This window comes from Myxococcus qinghaiensis (assembly GCF_024198215.1).
GTDB classification, from domain to species: Bacteria; Myxococcota; Myxococcia; order Myxococcales; family Myxococcaceae; genus Myxococcus; species Myxococcus qinghaiensis.
Map to the genome: position 1 here is coordinate 84,643 of NZ_JAKCFA010000025.1, position 16,997 is coordinate 101,639.

Genomic DNA, 16,997 nt, shown 5'->3' on the forward strand with positions numbered 1-16,997 from the left:
CCGCCTCCAAACTAGTCGGTGATCTGCTTCTCGATTTGCTGCTTGCCCGGCTCGCGAGGCACGTCCAGGTTCTCCACGCCGGACAGCGGCTTGAGCTTGCCCGCCTGGAGCAACCCGAGGAGCAGCAGGCCGAGCGCCACGCGGTACACCACGAACACCAGCGTCGTGCGCGAGCGCAGGTAGTTCAACAACCATGCAATCGCCGCCATGCCCGAGGCGAACGCCACCAGGGTGCCGACCCAGAGCGACAGAGCGCTGGGCCGCGAGGTGGCCTCCAGCAGGTGCTTCAGCTCGAAGATGCCCGCGAGCGTGGTGGCGGGGATGGACAAGAGGAACGAGTAGCGCGCGGCGTCCTCGCGCTTGAGCCCCAGCGACAGGCCGCCGGTGAGCGTGGTGCCCGAGCGCGACGAGCCGGGGATGAGCGCCAGCGCCTGCCACAGGCCGATGAGGATGCCGTCCCGCCACGTCATGTCGGCCAGCGTCCGCTTGTGCGAGGCGCGCTTCTCCACCACGTAGAGGATGATGGCCAGGATGATGAGGCTGCCGGAGATGACGTAGAGCGAGCGGAACTGATTCTCGATGGCCTTCTTGAAGGCCAGCCCGCAGATACCGATGGGCAGCGTGCCCACCAACACGAACCACGCCAGCCGGGACTCCACGGTGCCAAAGGGCTCGCGCTTCGCCAGGCCCCGGAAGAAGGCCGTCACCAGCGAGACGATGTCCTTGCGGAAGTAGATGAGCACCGCGGCGACCGTGCCCAGCTGGATGACCGCCGAGTACGCGGCCCCCGGGTCCTTCCACCCGAACAGCTCCGGCGCGATGCGCAGGTGGGCGGTGGAGCTGATGGGCAAGAACTCGGTGAGACCCTGGACCAGTCCCAGGACGATGGCTTCAAGGAGGCTCATAGGCGCGGTCCCCGGATGTATGCCCGGACACCGCCGCCAGCAAGGGCGATCCTCCGAGTGTGTGGCGAGGCGAGCACGCGGCGTCCCCCTGGGCGCTCCGTCCAGGTAGGCTGAAGGGCGCGCCATGCCCCCTGCCCCTCCATGCCCCTGCTGCTCTGGCCTGCGCTACCGCGAGTGCTGTGCCCCCTTCCACCGGGGCGAAGCCGAACCGCCGGACGCCGAGCGACTGATGCGCAGCCGCTACGCCGCCTTCGCCCAGCGCGAGCCGACGTACCTGTGGAAGACACTTCACCCCAGCCACCCGGACCGAGCGCGGCCCGAGGACGTGGTGGTGCGCGAGCTGCGCGCCTTCGCACAGGCCCACCAGTTCCCAAAGTTGGTGGTGATGGACCGTCAGGCGCCCGACGCCCAGGGCACCGCGCAGGTGCTCTTCTTCGCGAAGGTGTTCGAGAAGGGCAAGGAGCGCTCCTTCGTGGAGCGCTCGGACTTCCGCCACGACGGCACCGGCTGGCGCTACCTCTCCGGTGACACGCTCATGCTCCGCGAGCTGACCGTCCCTCCAGAGTCGCTGACGCTCGCGAACTTCCCGAAGTGAATCCGGTCCGGGTCTGATTTCACGCCCCCCACACGTCGACCGAGGCGCCAGATGCCCTCCTCCTCACTGAAGCTGGACTCCCTGCTGGAGCCCGCGAACCGAGGCGACTGGAACGCCGTCCTCGACGGTCTGCTCGTGGCCTGGCGCGCCACGCCGCACACCGCGCTGGCGAACCCCATCGTCGCCGTGGGGAACAAGCTCGCGGGTGACCTTCACCCTCCGAAGGATTGGGACGCGCTCGCGAAGAAGCCCGACGCGGCGAACCTCACGACGCTGCTCGCCGCGCTGCTCGACAAGGGCTCGGTGAAGGGGCGGGGCCGGCTGGAGACGCTCGCGGGCTGGCCCGAGGACCCGCGCATCGACCGCTGGGTCGCGAGCCGATTCGTGGACCCGCCGTTCACCAGCTCCGGGGCCCGGCCGTTCTGGACACGACTGGCTCCCCTGGCGCGCCGCATCCGGGATGCCCAGGCCGCGAGCGCGATGCTGAAGGCGCGCGCGGGCTACGACAAGCAGGAGGACTTCGAGGAGTTCCTCGCGGGCCACGTCGACCGGATTCGCGTCCAGCTCAAGGCCGCGAAGGACGCCGAGCTTCCCGCCGACGCCGTGAAGGTCCTCGCCCAGCTCGACACGGCCCTCCAGGACGCCGCGACACCCAAGCCCCGGAACGCCGCGGACGCGGAGACCTTGCTGGCCCAGGTGCTCGCGAAACCCGAGGACGAAGAGGCCCGCGCCGTGCTGGCCGACGTGCTGCTGGAGCAGGGCCACCCTCGCGGTGAGCTCATCGCGCTCCAGCTCGAAGCCACCCGGCGGACCCTCACCGCCACCGAGCGAAAGCGCGAGCGGGAGCTGCTCAAGAGCGCCCGAAAGGAGCTGCTCGGCCCGCTCGACGCGGTGCTCAAGCCCGACTGCGTCTTCACGCGGGGCTTCTTGTCCCACGCCGCGCTGAAGCAAGGCAGCGCGCGCGCCATCCGGAGCGCCATCCAGAAGACGGCGGGCCATCCCCTGTGGGCCACGGTGGAGCATCTGGAAGGTCGCGGGGACTACGACATCACCACGCACCCGGTGATGAAATCGCTGCGCTCGCTCGCGAACAGCGAAGTGATGACGCAGGTGCTGGCGAAGATGCCCTGGCTCGAGTCCCTCGCGATGCGTGGCGCCTTGGACCAATGGACGGAGCTGGGCCAGGACCCCAGCGCGTTCCTCGCGCTGCGCCACCTGGACATCTTCCTCTTCCTCGGGTGGGTCTCCGACTTCCTGGCGACACCGCTCGTGTCCCGGCTGGAGCGACTCCAGGTCCGCATCTACGTGAGCGCCCAGGTCTCATCGACGGAGCTGGAGTTCCTCTCGCACGTGCCGACGCTGAAAGTCCCTGACATCACCTTCCGACTGGTGCGCAACGACACCAAGGACTGGAGCTGCGGCTTCCGCTTCGTGCGCGAGCCGGATGGCAGGCACGCGGTCCACCTCTTCACCACGGCGATGAACGAGCCCCACGAGCAGCTCGTGCGCGACGACCTCCTCGCCGGACTCGAGCAGGTTGCGCGACTCAAGCGCTCGAAGCTCACCTTGGCCCATCGGCTGCGCTCGGACGTGAAGGCTGATGTCGAGCGACGAGTCAAAGCGCTTGGCGGCACGCTCGAGGCCTGACGTACTCGCGAGGAACCGCGACGAGGCCCGGCGTGACGTCTCCGGGCCTCGTCACTTCATCCGCGCTTAGCGAGGCACCGTCGTTCCGGACGGCGACGGCTTGGCGGCGGGCGCCGGGTCGCTGGTGTCATCGACGGCGTTGGCGGTCCTCCAGGCGAGAGCCGCGAAGCCATCCGGCACCGCACCTCCTTCGTCCTCCGGGTCCGGCGGCGGCTTGTCGCCAATCTCATCCGACTGGTTGGTGCAGGGGTCATACGGCGGTGGCGCGCTCTGCTCCTCGCCTCCACCCTGATTGCCCTGCTGCGGGGAGCCCGCGTCGACGGCGTCGGTCCCCACGGAACCCTCGCCCCGGGCCTTCACCGGCGCGGTGAACGTCGTCGTGGGGATGCCCTTGCGGTGGACCTGCGCGAGGAACGCCTCGCTGGAGGCGCGGTCACCCGATACGGCGTACGCGAAGGTCTTCTTGCCGGGGTTGACGCCCAGCGCGAGGAACTTGCCCGTGCTGGGGCACATTCCGATGACCATCTGGGTGGCGCCCTCGGGCAGCTGCGCGTTGGGCGGCAGGCGTTGGACCTTGGGAGTCTTCGGAATCGGACCGGGCTCGGGGCACGACGGGCTCGGTGTCACCGGTCTCGTGCCCAGCGTGCGGCATCCCGTCACCGCCCCCACCAGCACCAGGCACATCATCCACTTGTTCATGTTCTTCATCGTCTTCCCCCTCCACTTGAACCAGGCGGGCCCATCCCGCCCTCATTCAAAAACCAGGACCGCGCGCACCCAGCTCCGAGGGTCTCGCCGCATCCACGTCATCCGCACGTCTCGCAGTGCATTCGCCGCGCGCTCTCCACGCTGAATCCGCTCACGCACCGCATTGAAGAAAGGTCCCGCTTCGGCATCGGGCACATCCACCGTCGCCGCGAGCACCGTGCGCGCCCCCGCGTCCAGGAAGGCCACGGGCAGGCTGAAGCGCTCATACGTCCAAGTGGTGCCGTGCGCGGCCCGGCACGCGGCCAGGATGACCAGGGGCTGGCCTCGCAGCTTCGTCGCGCGCACCTCGCCCGCGGTGAGCGCGTAGCGGCCACCTGCCTCGGGGGACAGCACCAGGAGCGACGCCTCGGACACATCCGGGTTCATCAGGCCGTGGGCGTGGACCTCGATTTGCGAGGCGTCCGCCATCGCCTCCAGCACGCGAGAAGGCGTGGCCTGACGCCCCAACAACATCGTGGCGTCATCCCCAGGCAGCCCCGCCCATCCGCCGAGCGCGGGCAGACCCAGCGACGTAGGCGCCTGCACGTCCGCCACCACCAGCCGACGCCCCGTGCTCACCGCCGGCACGGCCGGCTGAGGCCTCACCCCGTGGTAGGCCCACGCCAGGTCCTCGGGAAGGAGCCCCGCGCGACCGTGCAACGGGGGACGCGCGACCACCTCCACCGTCGGGCACGCCCGCAGCATCGCCGTCATCGACTCGGGAACCAGCCCCTGAAGCTCTTCATCCAGCGGGGTGCGGCGGCTCGCGTCGTGGTGCTCCACGAGCCGGCCATCCGGGCCACGCGCCAGCACCAGCGTCCGCTCGACATCCACGGTGACGGCGAGGACACACTGTCCGGGAAGCGCGCCGCCCAGCTCCTCGCCGAAGAGCTGGAATGCCTTCTCGGCCTCTCCCGCCCGGGCCGCCGCGAAGAGCAGCGACGTGTAGCTGTAGGCGCGGGCCTTGCGCGCATCGACGCTGGTGGCCGGAAGGCGCCGCGCTTCGTCGATGGACTGTCGGAGCAGCGCCTCGCCGCGCACCCTGTCCTGCTCCACCAGGAAGCGCCCCTCGATGTGCGTGAGCAGCGCGGCCTCGCCCGGAGTGAGCGTGTGCTGCTGGCGCCGCTCCGACAGGCCCGCCACCAGCCGCGCGTCCTGCTCCGGGTCCGGCTTCAGCCGCGCCAGGTCCGCGAGCGTCTTCGCTCCCGAGAGCAGCAAGGGCGTCTTGCAGGACAGCGCCTCGCGCATGCGCTCCCGGGCCTGCTCCACGGAGAAGGACCCCAGCAAGGCCAGCGCGTCATTCGAGCGGACGAAGTGGCGGATGGTGCAGTCGTCGGGACGCTGCGCGAGCGCTTCCTCCAGGTAGGCCCGCGCCTGAGCGGCGTCACCCTGGTAGCGGGCGAGCTGCCCGAGCTGGAGGAGGAGCTGCGTCTCGCCAAACCTCGGGTCCGTGCGGTACAGGGCGCGCGCGGCCTGGAGGTGACGGTGGGACTCCGCCAGCCGGTGGAGCTGGCGATACAGGTCCCCCAGGTCCGCTTCAATCGGGATGCAGCGGTAGCCGAAGGGATGCTGCTGGCAGAGCGAGGCGGCTTTCAGGAGGTATTGCTCCGCCTGGAGCAGCTCTCCTCGGGAGATGGCCACGTTGGCGCGCTCGTGTTCCAGCAGGAGTGTGAACCACGGGTCTCCGAGCTGCGAGATGAGCGGCGCGAGTTCCTCCAGCCGTTCCCCCACCTTCTCCTCGCGCACCAATGCGCCCAGGTACAGGTCCATCTCGCCCGCGTCCCGCAGGTCCTCCAGGAACGCGGCGAGTCCACCGGCGACGTCATGCGTGCGGTACAGCTCCAGGTAGCGCTGGGCCAGGGGCGCGCGGACCTGGAAGTCGCGTCCGCTCGCCCTGTGGATGGCATCTCCCAGCGTCGTGCCGCCAGCGCGCGCATCCAGGACCGCGGCCATCGGCTCCAGCGCGCGCAGCCGCTCCACCGAGGGCGCCGCGCGAATGGCCTCATACAGGTACATGCGGAACATGCCGGGATAGGCACGGAGGACCTCGGCGGACACGGGCTCGCCCTGCGTCACGAGCGCATGGCCCCGCGCTGAAATCTTGCGCCGGTCCTCCGTGCCCATCAGCCGGGCGCGCGCCGCGTCCGCGCGAGTCTTCGCCTCCGCCGCCCAGCCCGGCTCCCCCAGCGCGGCCACGGCGTCGAAGGAGCGCGCGGCGAGCGCCCACAGCTCCAAGTCCCGCAGCACCAGGCTCCGGTTCCACAGTGCCTGCGCATGCCTCGGCTGAGCGCTCAGCACCCCCTCCAACAGCGCCAGCGCCGTGGCGGAGTCCCCCTGGTCCAACGCCATGATGGCCCTGTCGCTGGCGACGTCCGGAGACGTCCCCGCCTTCGCCAGATAGGGCGCGGCCAGCTCCGCGTTGCGTCGCACCAGATAGGCGGCCGCGAGTCCATGCATGTCGCCCTCGGCCTCCAGCCGCGCCAGTTCGCGCAGCGGCGCCGGAGTCGGACCGCCCGCATCTCCCGAGCGCAGCGGTCCATAGGGACGGTGCACGTCCGCGCCGGGGTAGCTCACCCGCGCCTCCAGCGTGCGCACCGGAGCGCCGGTCAGGAACAGCTCCGGCGACACGGGCGTGGGACTCAACCGCGAGCGCAACCCCGCCACGACAGCGGCGGCTCCCGCGATGCCCACCACCACCACGAGCGCGGCCCACCTCGGCCGCGGAATCGAGGACCAGGACCCGTCATCCACCGCCGTACTCCCCGCGTATGTGCCCTGGCAGCCCATGCCCACCCAACGGCAGGGCTCCAGAATCTTCCCGCCAGAACGCTACGCCGCTTCTTTCGCCATCGCGATGCCGATGGGACGCGGCGCTCCACGTGCACGGTCGAAGTTGACGAGCAAGGGCTTCGCCTCATGGCCTCGTCACCTGCACCGGGTGTCCGAGCCGATGACGGCGGTCCGTGTGCAGGGAGGAACGGACAGAGCACGACGCTCAAGGAAGCGGCCCCCCGAAGACACACGACGTGGGCTCCGTGCCACGCACCCGTGGACCCGTCGCCACTGCTTCGTGTCCGAAGGACCACGCCACCCTACGGGTTCTCCCTCACGCCCCCGGCGGCGAGCCCTGGCGCAAGCCTTGCTCCCGCACCGGCCCCAACGCGCGAAGCTCGTCCCCCGTCGCGTAGAACCGGAGCCCCATGTTCCGCAGCCCCACGACACTGCTCGCCCTCTTCACCCTCGCCACCTCCAGCGCGCTCGCCGCCGCGCCCAAGGCCCCACCGGCCCACCCGGGCTGCTTCCTGTTGATAGACCTGGAGACAGGCAAGGTGACTCGCAACGACGCGGCGAAGTGCGCCACGCGGCTTCCGCCTGCCTCCACCTTCAAGGTGCCCCACGCGCTCATCGCCCTGGAGACAGGTGTCGTGTCGAGCGTGGACGAGGTGCGCAAGTGGGACGGCACCAAGCACGCCATCGCGATGTGGAACCAGGACCAGACGCTGGACACGGCCATGCGCCGCTCCGCGCTGTGGTTCTTCCAGGGCACGGCGAAGCAGCTTGGCCGCGAGCGCATGGAGGACTGGCTGAAGCGCTTCCACTACGGCACGCAGGACGCCTCCGGCGACATCACCCTCTTCTGGCTGGGAGGCCCCCTGCGCATCTCCCCCGACGAGCAGCTCGACTTCCTCGCGCGCATGTTCCGGGGCGAGCTCCCCGTCAGTCCCCAGGTATTGGAGCAGGTGAAGGCCACGATGACGCATGGACCGGACACCGTGGCCAGCGTCCGCGATGGCATCAACCTGGGCGGCCCCTGGAAGGAGGGCGCGGTGCTGAGCGCCAAGACGGGCTGGTACCCGAACAAGGCGGAGGGCGACGTCACCTGGCTGGTGGGCCACGTCGCCTCGCCCAAGGGCCGCCACATCTTCGTCAGCACCGTGCGCTCTCCCGCGGGCAAGTCCCCGTCGCGCTCGCCGGCGCTCTCGAGCGCCATCGACGCGCTCAAGGCGCACGGCCTGCTCTGAAACGACGATGGGCCGCTTCCCACACGGGAGGCGGCCCATCTCGGCTTCCGCGTCAGCCCCGGACAGCGGGGCGTTCGCGAGAGGAACTCAGACCACCTTCAGGCGACGACCCGTGGAGGTGCTGTTCGCCGCATCCCGGAGCGCGTCCTTCTTGTCCGTGCGCTCCCAGGTGAACTCCTTCTCCGTGCGGCCGAAGTGACCGTACGCGGCGGTCTTCTGGTAGATGGGCCGCAGCAGGTCCAGGTGCTCCGTGATTTCGCGCGGCTTCAGGCCGAACGTCTGACGGATGGCCTTGGCGATGCGCTCCTCGGGAACCGTGGCGGTGCCGAAGGTCTCCACCATGACGCTGACGGGCTCGGCCACGCCGATGGCGTAGGAGACCTGCACCTCGCAGCGGGTCGCCAGACCCGCGGCCACCACCGTCTTGGCGATGTGGCGGCCCATGTACGCGGCGGAGCGGTCCACCTTGGACGGGTCCTTGCCGCTGAAGGCGCCACCACCGTGACGGCCCATGCCGCCGTAGGTGTCGACGATGATCTTCCGGCCCGTGAGGCCCGAGTCGCCCATGGGGCCACCCACCACGAAGCGGCCCGTGGGGTTGATGTAGAACTTCGTCTTGTTGTCGATGAGCTTCTTGGGAATCGCCTTCGCGATGACGTCCTCGCGGATGGCCTCCTGGATCTTCTTGTTGGAGACGTCGTCCGAGTGCTGGGTGGACACCACCACCGCGTCGATGCGCACCGGGCGGCCCTCGCGGTACTCCACCGTCACCTGGCTCTTGCCGTCGGGACGCAGCCAGTCGTGCTGCTTGCGGCGCACGTCCGCCAGCTTGCGGGTCAGCGCATGGGCGTAGTGCAGCGGGGCGGGCATCAGCTCAGGCGTCTCGTCGCACGCGAAGCCGAACATCATGCCCTGGTCACCGGCGCCCTGCTCCTTCTTGTTGTCCACGCCGCGCGCGATGTCCTGGCTCTGCCCTTCGATGGCCACCATGACGCCGCAGGTGTTGCCGTCGTAGCCCATGGAGCTGTCGGTGTAGCCAATCCGGCAGATGGTGCCGCGGACAATCTTCGGGATGTCCACGTAGGTGTTCGTCGTCACCTCACCGGCGACAATCGCGAGGCCCGTCTTGACCAGCGTCTCCACGGCGACGCGAGCCTGCGGGTCCTTGGCGATGATGGCGTCCAGGACGCCGTCGGAGATCTGATCCGCGATCTTGTCCGGGTGGCCCTCGGTGACGGATTCAGACGTGAACAGGTAGTCGGTAGGCATGTCGTCTCAGTGCAAGGGGGGCGCATACCGCGCGCGCGGGCGGACACTAAAGTGTGGTCCCAAGGGAGTCAAACGGCCAGCAGGCCCGCTTCATTCGAGTGTCCGCCATGCCGGGCGAGCGGGCACCGTGGCCGCCCGCCGAGCTTCCAGCGTTGAATTTCGCGAGGCGCCCGGCGTTCTCCTGGGCTAACAGAACGCCGAGCATTCGCTGTGGAGGACTCGCCCGACATGAACGCCCGCTTCCGTACCCTCTCCCTCCTGGTCGCCTTCACCCTGTCCGTTCCCGCACTGGCCGCGGCCCCGAAGAAGGACGACCCGGTGGTCAAGCCGGTGAAGACGGTGGTGACGTCCGTGCGCTACGAGCGCGACGCGGCGGCCCTCAAGCTCTTCGGCGGTGAGGAGCAGGGGAAGTTCCTGCTCGGCGACTCGTGGGCCAAGGGCACCGATGAGCAGCGCAAGGAGTTCGTCACCCTCTTCCACGGCCTGTTCGCGAAGATTGCCTTCCCGCGCGTGCGGGAGAACTTCAAGTCGCTGGAGGACATCGTCTACTCCCCCGCCGAGGTGACGGGCAACGAGGCCACGGTGGACTCCGTCGTCTTCATCAAGCACCCGCTGAAGACGCAGGAGATGAAGCTGAAGTACCGGCTGGTGAAGGACGGCGCCGCGTGGAAGGTCGTGGACGTGACGGTGCTGGGCTCCTCCATGCTCCAGGACATCCGCGACACGCAGGTGCAGCCGCTGCTGGCCCAGGGTGGCTGGGACAAGCTGCTGGAGCGCATGCGGCAGGAGCTGGCGAAGAAGTAGCCGCCGCTCCCACTCCCGACGGCCAGGCCACCAGGCCCCCGGCCGTCGGAGGGGTTCCGAGGGGGCGCGGCATGGCGTAGTCTCGCCTCCCCCTCTCGCCTGGTCGATGACCCTCCCCGCCCCCGCTCCGCTCACTCCGAGCCGCACCTCCCACGCTCCCTCCGAGCGGGAGGTGGACGCGTTCTGCGTGCAGTACGCCCCGCGCTCGCCGGGCAACCCCGCCGTGAGGGACTTGTACCGGCTGTTGCGCGACGTGCCCGAGGACGGCCTGGAGTCGAGGCTCGACTGGGTGGAGCGCTGGATGGCCTGGCTGCGCGAGCGCATCCCCGCCCATGGGCTGGTGGACGCCGCCGAACCCGAAGCCCCTCCCGCCGACACCCGCCTGGCGCTGATGGTGCGCATCATGGAGGGCGAGCCCGCGATGCGCGCCGCGGTGACGCGGCTGGTGTCCGCCGTGTGCGATGGCAGCCGGGGGCTGAAGCTCTTCGCGCAGGTGGGCCTGCCCGCGGGCCAGGGCTTCCTGTCGGAGGTCTCCGACCGACTGGCCCGCACGCTGCTTCCCGCCCCGCCAGAGCCCGGCAAGCTGTCGGAGCTGCTCTTGCGCCTGTTCCCCGTGCCGGAGGACGCGGTGTGGCTGGCGCTGCTGTCGCCCGCGCTGCTGACGAAGCTGGCGTCGCTGGTGGGCGAGCCTCTGCCACCGGCCCCCGTGCCCGCCGCCCGCGTGCGCTCCGACCTGATGGACGCGCTGATGCTGCTGTCGGTGCAGACGGCGGCGCTGGGGACCATGGAGGACGTGAGGGACCGCGCCCCGGAGACGTCCTTTCGCGCCTCGCCCTTCCTGCGGCTGCGGATGGTGTGCGACGCGGTGCTCGCGCGCGACGCGGCCTCTGACACGCTGAGGGACCTGGCCACGTGCGTGGACGACTGCCGCCTCGTCGTGGTCAGCGTGTCGCGGCACCTGGAGGCCTCGGGCGTCAGCGTGGACCTGGTGTACCGGCTGGAGCGCATCCGCCGGAGCCTGGAGCGCATGGAGGCCATCGCCCGGGTGCTGGGCGCGCCCCGGGGTGAGCCGCGCTGGCGCGAGGCGCTGGGGCTCTTGTCGGACCTGTTGCGGCGCGCGCACGCGGACCGCTCCGTGGGAGAGCTGGTGCGCCGCAACGCGCGGATGCTGGCGCGCAAAATCATCGAGCGCGCGGGCCACTCCGGCGAGCACTACATCACCAGCACGCGCTCCGAATTCCACGCCATGGTGCACTCGGCGGCGGGCGGCGGGCTGGTGACGGCCGTCGCGGTGGCCAGCAAGTTCGCCCTCACCTCGCTGGCGCTCGCGCCGTTCTTCTCGTGGCTGGCGGTGGGCCTCAACTACGCGGTGGCCTTCCTCCTCATCCAGGTGCTGGGCTTCACGCTGGCCACCAAGCAGCCCTCCGTCACGGCGGCCACGCTGGCGGGCGCGGTGGGCGAGGGCGCCCGGGGAGACCGGCTGTCGAGCCTGGTGGACATCATCCCTCGCATCACCCGCTCGCAGCTGGCCGCCTTCACCGGCAACCTGGGCTGCGTGCTGCCCGCCGCGGTGGCCCTGGCCCTGGCGTGGCAGGCCGCGCGGGGCACGCCCTTCCTCTCCCCCGCCAAGGCCCAGGCCACGGTGGCCTCCATGCACCCGTGGAAGAGCGGCTCGCTGCCGTACGCGGCCCTCACCGGGGTGCTGCTGTGGCTGTCCAGCGTGGCGGGCGGGTGGCTGGAGAACTTCGTGGTGTACCGGCGGCTGCCGGAGGCCCTGGCCCATCACCGCGTGCTGCGGCGCGTGCTGGGCGTGGGCGGCGCGCAGCGGCTGGCGGACGGGCTGGTGCACACGGCCTCGGGCGTGGGCGCCTGCGTGACGCTGGGCTTCCTCCTGGCGCTGATGAACGTACTCGGGCGCTTCTTCGGGCTGCCCCTGGACATCCGCCACGTCACCTTCGCGCTCGGCTCGGTGGCCATGGCCGGCGGCGCGCTGGGCCCCCAGGCGGTGCTCCAGCCCGACTTCCTCATGGCCCTGGTGGGTGTGGGGCTCATCGGAGCCATCAACTTCACCGTGTCGTTCTCCCTGGCCCTGGGCGTGGCCGTGCGGGCCCGCGACGTGCCCGTGGGAGAGGCCCTGCCCTTCCTGCGCGCGGTGGGGGCCCGCTTCCTCGCCGATCCCCGCTCGTTCTTCCTGCCCCCCCGGGCGCCCCCCGAGCCGCTGCCCGCCGTGCTCCCCGTGGAGGGGGGGCACTGAGCGCTCGTCGGCCGCCTGTCAATTATTCCCGGAGTCGCTTCAAGGTTTCCCCGTGGCCAGCAAGCCGGGCGGGCAGGTGGGCCGTGCTTCCGGGGGAGCGCGTTTGTCGGTAGGGTCGCCCGCGAATGAGCGGCGCTCCTCGAAACCCGAACTCGCATTCTCGCTTCGCCTACGCCTTCGCGCAGCTGCTGGTCCGTCGTCCAGGCACCATCCTGGCCGTACTGCTGACCCTGCTCGCAGTGTCCACGTGGGCCACGCTGAAGCTGCGCATCAACTCCAACCAGCTCGACCTCATCTCCCAGGATTTGCCGGAGGTGAAGGACGTCAAGCAGGTCATCGACATGGTGGGGGGCAGCGGCTTCCTGATGCTCGCCCTGCGCTCGACGGACGAGGCCGCGATGAAGCGGACCGCCGACGACATCGCCGCGATGCTCGAGGCCGACAAGGAGAACGTCCGCACCGTCTCCTACAAGCTGCCCGTCGAGTTCATCCAGCAGAACATGGTCCTCTTCGTGAAGACGGAGGACCTGGTGGAAGGCAAGCGCCGCATCATGGCCTTCCTCGAGGACAAGCTGCGCCGCAGCAACCCCTTCTACATCGACATGGGCGCCACCAAGCCGGTGGAGCTGGACATGCAGGACCTGGTCGACAAGTACTCGTCCGTCGGCAAGAAGAGCATCCGCGACGACTACAACATCTCCAGCGACAAGAAGATGGTGCTCATCCTCGTCAAGCCGATGTGGGACACCACGGAGATTGGCAAGACGAAGGACTACCTCGACAAGCTCAACAAGGACCTGGCCGCGTACTCCACGCAGGCCGGCAAGGTGAAGCTGGTCGAGGACTACAAGCGGATGGGCGACTCGCAGACCATCGCCTACGGCTACACCGGCTCGTACAAGACGACGGTGGACGACTCCTTCGCGATTGAGGAGTCGCTGCAGCCCGTCACCGTCATCGCGCTGGTGACCATCTTCGCCATCACCATCCTCTTCTTCCGCAAGCTGGCGCCGACCTTCATCGTCGTCAGCGGCACGGTGATTGGGACGATTTATACGCTGGGCTTCACCTACGCGACGATTGGTGAGCTCAACATGATCACCTCCATCCTGGGCGGCATCCTGATGGGGTTCGGCATCGACTACGGCATCCACTTCACCTTCCGCACGAGGCTGGAGCTGGGGGCGGGCAAGCCGTACGACGTGGCCATCATCGACGCCTTCGTCAACGCGGGCCGCCCCGCGGCGGTGGCCGCCATCGTGACGGGTGGCTCCTTCTTCGTGCTGATGGTCAGCGAGTTCCGCGGCTTCTCCCAGTTCGGCTTCCTGGCCGGCTGCGGCACGCTCATCCTGGGTCTGACGCTCTTCGTGTGGAGCGCGTCGCTGCTGGCGCTGGTCGGCCGCATCAACCCGGAGTGGCCCAAGAAGCTCATCGGCGAGATGAAGCCGCCGCCGGTCAACTCCTCCGTCAGCGGCCAGGAGCTGCGCATCCCCCGTCCCGGCCTGGTGCTGGGCGTGAGCACCGCCATCGTCGCGCTCATCTGCGCCGCCGCCGTCCCCTGGGCGGGCACGGGCGAGCCGCCCGAGGGCGCGCTGAGCTTCTTCGACCGCGTGAAGCACGGCGTGGGCTTCAACTACAACACCCGCGCGCTCATCCCGGACGGCATGTCGTCGGTGCTGCTGCAGGACGAAATCAACGTCCGCTTCAACATCTCCAGCGACCCGATGGCCGTCTACACCAAGGACCTGGACGAGGCCGAGGGCGTGTACCGCGAGCTGACGCAGAACGCGCACAAGTACCCGTCCATCGACCAGGTGGTGAGCATCTTCACCTTCGTGCCGCCCGAGGCGACGGCGAAGGCCAACGAGAAGGTGCTCCAGGAGTGGAAGCAGGACATGGCCAATCTGGAGGCGCGCGGCTTCTCCATCTCAGCGCTCCCGCCGGACATGCAGGAGAAGGCCACGTTCTTCATGAAGGTGCTGGATGCGAAGCCCTTCGACGTGCACGGCGTGCCTGACAACTACAAGGCCCAGTTCAAGAACCTGCCCACCGCGCAGAACAAGGGCTACCTCACGTTCATCTACTCGAGCGTGGACCTGTTCGACGGCCAGAAGATGATGCAGTTCGCCGACGAGACGCGCGGCATCCCCGTCACGTACAACCCGGGCCGCTTCGACAAGGATGACTTCGACCCGCCGGGCCCCACCGCGCAGAAGGAGTTCCGCGCCGCGGGCGCCACGCAGCTCTACGCGAAGCTGGCGCGCATCGTCCTCTGGGACGGCAAGGTGACGGTGATTCTCACCGCGCTGTGGATTCTGGCCATGCACTTCCTGGACTTCCGCAACGCGAAGCTGGCGCTGGCGTCGGTGATTCCGCTGGGCGTGGGCGTGGCGATGATGCTCGGCATCATGTCGCTGACGGGCCTGCGGCTGAACTTCATGAACATCATCATCCTGCCCATCCTCCTGGGCTTCGGGGTGAGCCACGGCCTGTACCTCCTGCACCGCTTCCTGGAGGGCACCTCGCCGCTCGTCGCGCTTCGCAGCGTGGGCGCGGCGGTGGCGTCCTCCACGCTGACGGCGGTGGCGGGCTTCGCCGCGCTGCTGGCCGCCAAGCACAACGGCCTGCGCTCCATGGGCATGGTGGCCTGCATCGGCCTCATCACCACGCTGGTGGTGTCGTTCACGGTGCTGGCCGCGGTGATGCAGCTCATGCACGACCGGCGGCGGCGCGAGTCGTCCCCGGGCGGCAGCACGCCCCAGGCGGGCGGTGGTGAGGACAGCTCCACGCGAGCGGCCTGAGGCACGCGGTACACGGCGCGGTAACACGAGGCCCCCTTCCGACGAAGGGGGCCGGGAGAGGGACATCATGAGGATGATGCGATGGGCGCCCCTGCTCGGGCTGGGGCTGTTGGCGGGTTGCTCCGCGGTGAAGACGCACCGCGTGCGCGGCGACTACGCCCAGGTGGACCGCAAGGCGACGAAGCGGCTGGTGGTGGTGGCGCAGCCGCTGCCCGACGAGAAGCCCGCGGTGGGGGAGCTGTGGACGCTCATCGCCCGCCAGTGGGTGAACCAGAACCGCGACTTCATCGTGAAGGACAACGTCGCGCTGCCGGGCCGGCCCTCGGACACCACGTTCAAGGGGCTGTGCGTGGAGGGCGTGGAGGGCGTGCTCTGGTTGGACCCGAGCATCAGCCTCAAGGGCGACGGCGCGGAGGCCGAGGTGAAGGCGCAGCTGTTGCGGTGCACCGACGGCCAGGAGGTCTGGGCGGCGGAGGCGGCGGGGAGCTGGGGCTCGCGCGACGAGGACTACGCGGCGCGCGTGACGAAGTTCAGCCAGGAACTGGGCGAGGAAGTGGCGCCCTACGTCGTGCCCACCACGAAGCTGCTGGCGGCCACGCTGGAGACGCTGCCCAATCCCGAACTGACGGAAGCGGACAAGGACGAGAAAATCGAACTGGGTGAGTAGGCTCTTCCCACGTGGATGAGACCCTCATCGCCCTGCGGCTCGGCGTCGCGGCGCTGCTCGGCGCCGTGCTCGGCCTGGAGCGGGAGCTGCGGGGACAGGCCGCCGGGCTGCGCACGCACATCCTCGTGTCCCTGGGCGCCTGTCTCTTCACGCTGGCCAGCGTCTTCGTCGAGTGGACGCTGGGCAGCGGCTCCCCGGACGGCTCGCGCGCGGACGTCAGTCGCATCGCCAGCCAGGTGGTGGTGGGCATCGGCTTCCTGGGCGCGGGCGCCATCATCCGTGACCAGGGGCACGTGAAGGGACTGACGACGGCGGCGAACCTGTGGCTCACCGCCTCGGTGGGCCTGGCCACCGGCATGGGCTTCCACTGGGCGGCCGGCACCACGGTGGCCATCGCCCTGCTGTCCCTCGCGGGCCTGCGTCCCGTGGAGCGCGCCATCCGCCGCCACCGCATCAAGAGGGGCCTGAAGGTGGACGGTTCCCTCCCCTCCGCTCCCGGCGACGAGGACGCACCGGACTGAGTCACCCGCGGCCGGCGGGCTGGCGAGTGGACCCTTCGCCAAGCCCCGTCCTCGTGCACGCACGGAACTGAGTCACCGTGGCCGACGCGCTGGCGAGAGGACCCGTCGCCTGGCCCCGCCCTCGTGGACGCTCGCGACCGGACTGAATCACCCGCAGCCGACGCCCCCGTCGCCGTGGACGCTCGCGGGAGAGACTCAGCGGCGCGTGTGCGAGTCACCCTCGGACGGAGTGCCCGCGCGGCGCCCGGAGGCCTCGTCCTCGGAGTGCTCCGAGGGCCGGCCCACCAGCACCCCTTGCGGCACGTCATCCTCCCCCGCCGCCAGGGCCACCTCTGTGTCCGCGTGGGTCCTCACCCTGTCGAGGGGGGCAACACCGAGCGCTCCCGTCGCGTCGTGGTACAGGGCCACGTGACGGGCAGTCTCTCCGCGCGCCTCCAGCACGTCCGTCCTGACGCCTGGAAGGCTCGCCAGGTCCTCGCGCAGGTACACGTCATCCCGGTCGATGTCCGACACGTCCGAGAAGGCCACCCGGTAGTCGCGATGGAAGAAGCCGCCCTTTTCGATGACGAAGCCCGCCGCGTCGACCGAGACGACGAGGCCCAGGTTCTCCCCGTCCCTGTCCCGCGCCGTCATGCCCGTCTGGATGTCCGCTGGATTGAACACGCCCGCCTCCCAGGTCAGGTGTTGACCTGCTCGACCTGAAAGCTGGGCACGGCCCACGCGCCTCGGCACGGGCCTCCCGCCGGGCAGACGGGGGGACAAGCC

The 16,997-nt window shown here is 69.8% G+C and carries 13 protein-coding genes; 8 read left to right on the forward strand and 5 right to left on the reverse strand.

Annotated features, from left to right (window positions below):
* Positions 1-11: 11 nt before the first annotated feature.
* Positions 12-905, reverse strand: a complete 894-nt coding sequence (locus LZ199_RS36405; RefSeq protein WP_253998388.1) for an undecaprenyl-diphosphate phosphatase — start codon at positions 903-905, stop codon at positions 12-14.
* 124 nt (positions 906-1,029) lie between these two features.
* Here LZ199_RS36405 and LZ199_RS36410 point away from each other — a divergent pair, with 124 nt between their 5' ends.
* Together LZ199_RS36410 and LZ199_RS36415 are read left to right on the forward strand one after the other, a co-directional pair.
* Positions 1,030-1,500, forward strand: a complete 471-nt coding sequence (locus LZ199_RS36410) for a YchJ family protein (protein WP_253998389.1) — start codon at positions 1,030-1,032, stop codon at positions 1,498-1,500.
* Between the two features lie 51 nt (positions 1,501-1,551).
* Positions 1,552-3,147 carry a TIGR02996 domain-containing protein gene (locus LZ199_RS36415; protein WP_253998390.1) on the forward strand — a complete coding sequence of 532 codons (1,596 nt, stop codon included), beginning with the start codon at positions 1,552-1,554 and terminating at the stop codon, positions 3,145-3,147.
* A gap of 66 nt (positions 3,148-3,213) precedes the next feature.
* Here LZ199_RS36415 and LZ199_RS36420 read toward each other — a convergent pair whose 3' ends face one another.
* Together LZ199_RS36420 and LZ199_RS46835 are read right to left on the reverse strand one after the other, a co-directional pair.
* On the reverse strand, positions 3,214-3,855 hold the full coding sequence (locus tag LZ199_RS36420; protein WP_253998391.1) for a hypothetical protein: 642 nt from the start codon (positions 3,853-3,855) through the stop codon (positions 3,214-3,216).
* Positions 3,856-3,897: 42 nt separating this feature from the next.
* On the reverse strand, positions 3,898-6,645 hold the full coding sequence (locus LZ199_RS46835; RefSeq protein WP_253998392.1) for a CHAT domain-containing protein: 2,748 nt from the start codon (positions 6,643-6,645) through the stop codon (positions 3,898-3,900).
* Between the two features lie 449 nt (positions 6,646-7,094).
* Between LZ199_RS46835 and LZ199_RS36430 the strand changes: the two genes are divergently transcribed.
* Positions 7,095-7,916: a penicillin-binding transpeptidase domain-containing protein gene (locus LZ199_RS36430; RefSeq protein ID WP_253998393.1), complete on the forward strand. Its 822-nt coding sequence runs from the start codon at positions 7,095-7,097 to the stop codon at positions 7,914-7,916.
* Between the two features lie 87 nt (positions 7,917-8,003).
* Here LZ199_RS36430 and metK read toward each other — a convergent pair whose 3' ends face one another.
* A complete protein-coding gene (gene metK / locus LZ199_RS36435; RefSeq protein ID WP_253998394.1) occupies positions 8,004-9,185 on the reverse strand; it encodes a methionine adenosyltransferase in 1,182 nt (393 codons plus the stop codon).
* Between the two features lie 228 nt (positions 9,186-9,413).
* On the opposite strand from metK, the gene LZ199_RS36440 reads away from it, so the two are divergent.
* The 5 genes from LZ199_RS36440 to LZ199_RS36460 all read left to right on the forward strand — a co-directional run bounded on the left by LZ199_RS36440 (position 9,414) and on the right by LZ199_RS36460 (position 16,232).
* Positions 9,414-9,989 carry a Tgt2/MlaC family protein gene (locus LZ199_RS36440; RefSeq protein WP_253998395.1) on the forward strand — a complete coding sequence of 192 codons (576 nt, stop codon included), beginning with the start codon at positions 9,414-9,416 and terminating at the stop codon, positions 9,987-9,989.
* 106 nt (positions 9,990-10,095) lie between these two features.
* Positions 10,096-12,243 (forward strand): site-specific recombinase, encoded by a 2,148-nt coding sequence (locus LZ199_RS36445; RefSeq protein WP_253998396.1) that lies wholly within the window; start codon positions 10,096-10,098, stop codon positions 12,241-12,243.
* Positions 12,244-12,368: 125 nt separating this feature from the next.
* Positions 12,369-15,044, forward strand: coding sequence for an efflux RND transporter permease subunit (locus LZ199_RS36450; protein WP_253998397.1), 2,676 nt, complete (start codon positions 12,369-12,371; stop codon positions 15,042-15,044).
* A 67-nt stretch (positions 15,045-15,111) separates the two neighbouring features.
* The gene (locus LZ199_RS36455; RefSeq protein WP_253998398.1) at positions 15,112-15,711 is read left to right on the forward strand and encodes an MXAN_6521/LA_1396 family lipoprotein; all 600 of its coding nucleotides are present in this window, start codon (positions 15,112-15,114) and stop codon (positions 15,709-15,711) included.
* A gap of 11 nt (positions 15,712-15,722) precedes the next feature.
* Complete coding sequence (locus LZ199_RS36460) at positions 15,723-16,232, forward strand: MgtC/SapB family protein (protein WP_253998399.1); 510 nt, start codon at positions 15,723-15,725, stop codon at positions 16,230-16,232.
* A 195-nt stretch (positions 16,233-16,427) separates the two neighbouring features.
* Here LZ199_RS36460 and LZ199_RS36465 read toward each other — a convergent pair whose 3' ends face one another.
* Complete coding sequence (locus LZ199_RS36465) at positions 16,428-16,895, reverse strand: hypothetical protein (protein WP_253998400.1); 468 nt, start codon at positions 16,893-16,895, stop codon at positions 16,428-16,430.
* Positions 16,896-16,997 lie beyond the last annotated feature (102 nt).

Excerpts from the sequence above, each read along its gene's own strand:
- LZ199_RS36450 (WP_253998397.1), top strand. The coding sequence starts at position 12,369 with ATGAGCGGCGCTCCTCGAAACCCGAACTCGCATTCTCGCTTCGCCTAC.
- LZ199_RS36455 (WP_253998398.1), top strand. The coding sequence starts at position 15,112 with ATGAGGATGATGCGATGGGCGCCCCTGCTCGGGCTGGGGCTGTTGGCG.
- LZ199_RS36410 (WP_253998389.1), top strand. The coding sequence starts at position 1,030 with ATGCCCCCTGCCCCTCCATGCCCCTGCTGCTCTGGCCTGCGCTACCGC.
- LZ199_RS36430 (WP_253998393.1), top strand. The coding sequence starts at position 7,095 with ATGTTCCGCAGCCCCACGACACTGCTCGCCCTCTTCACCCTCGCCACC.
- LZ199_RS36415 (WP_253998390.1), top strand. The coding sequence starts at position 1,552 with ATGCCCTCCTCCTCACTGAAGCTGGACTCCCTGCTGGAGCCCGCGAAC.
- LZ199_RS36440 (WP_253998395.1), top strand. The coding sequence starts at position 9,414 with ATGAACGCCCGCTTCCGTACCCTCTCCCTCCTGGTCGCCTTCACCCTG.
- LZ199_RS36445 (WP_253998396.1), top strand. The coding sequence starts at position 10,096 with ATGACCCTCCCCGCCCCCGCTCCGCTCACTCCGAGCCGCACCTCCCAC.
- metK (WP_253998394.1), bottom strand. The coding sequence starts at position 9,185 with ATGCCTACCGACTACCTGTTCACGTCTGAATCCGTCACCGAGGGCCAC.
- LZ199_RS36420 (WP_253998391.1), bottom strand. The coding sequence starts at position 3,855 with ATGAAGAACATGAACAAGTGGATGATGTGCCTGGTGCTGGTGGGGGCG.
- LZ199_RS36405 (WP_253998388.1), bottom strand. The coding sequence starts at position 905 with ATGAGCCTCCTTGAAGCCATCGTCCTGGGACTGGTCCAGGGTCTCACC.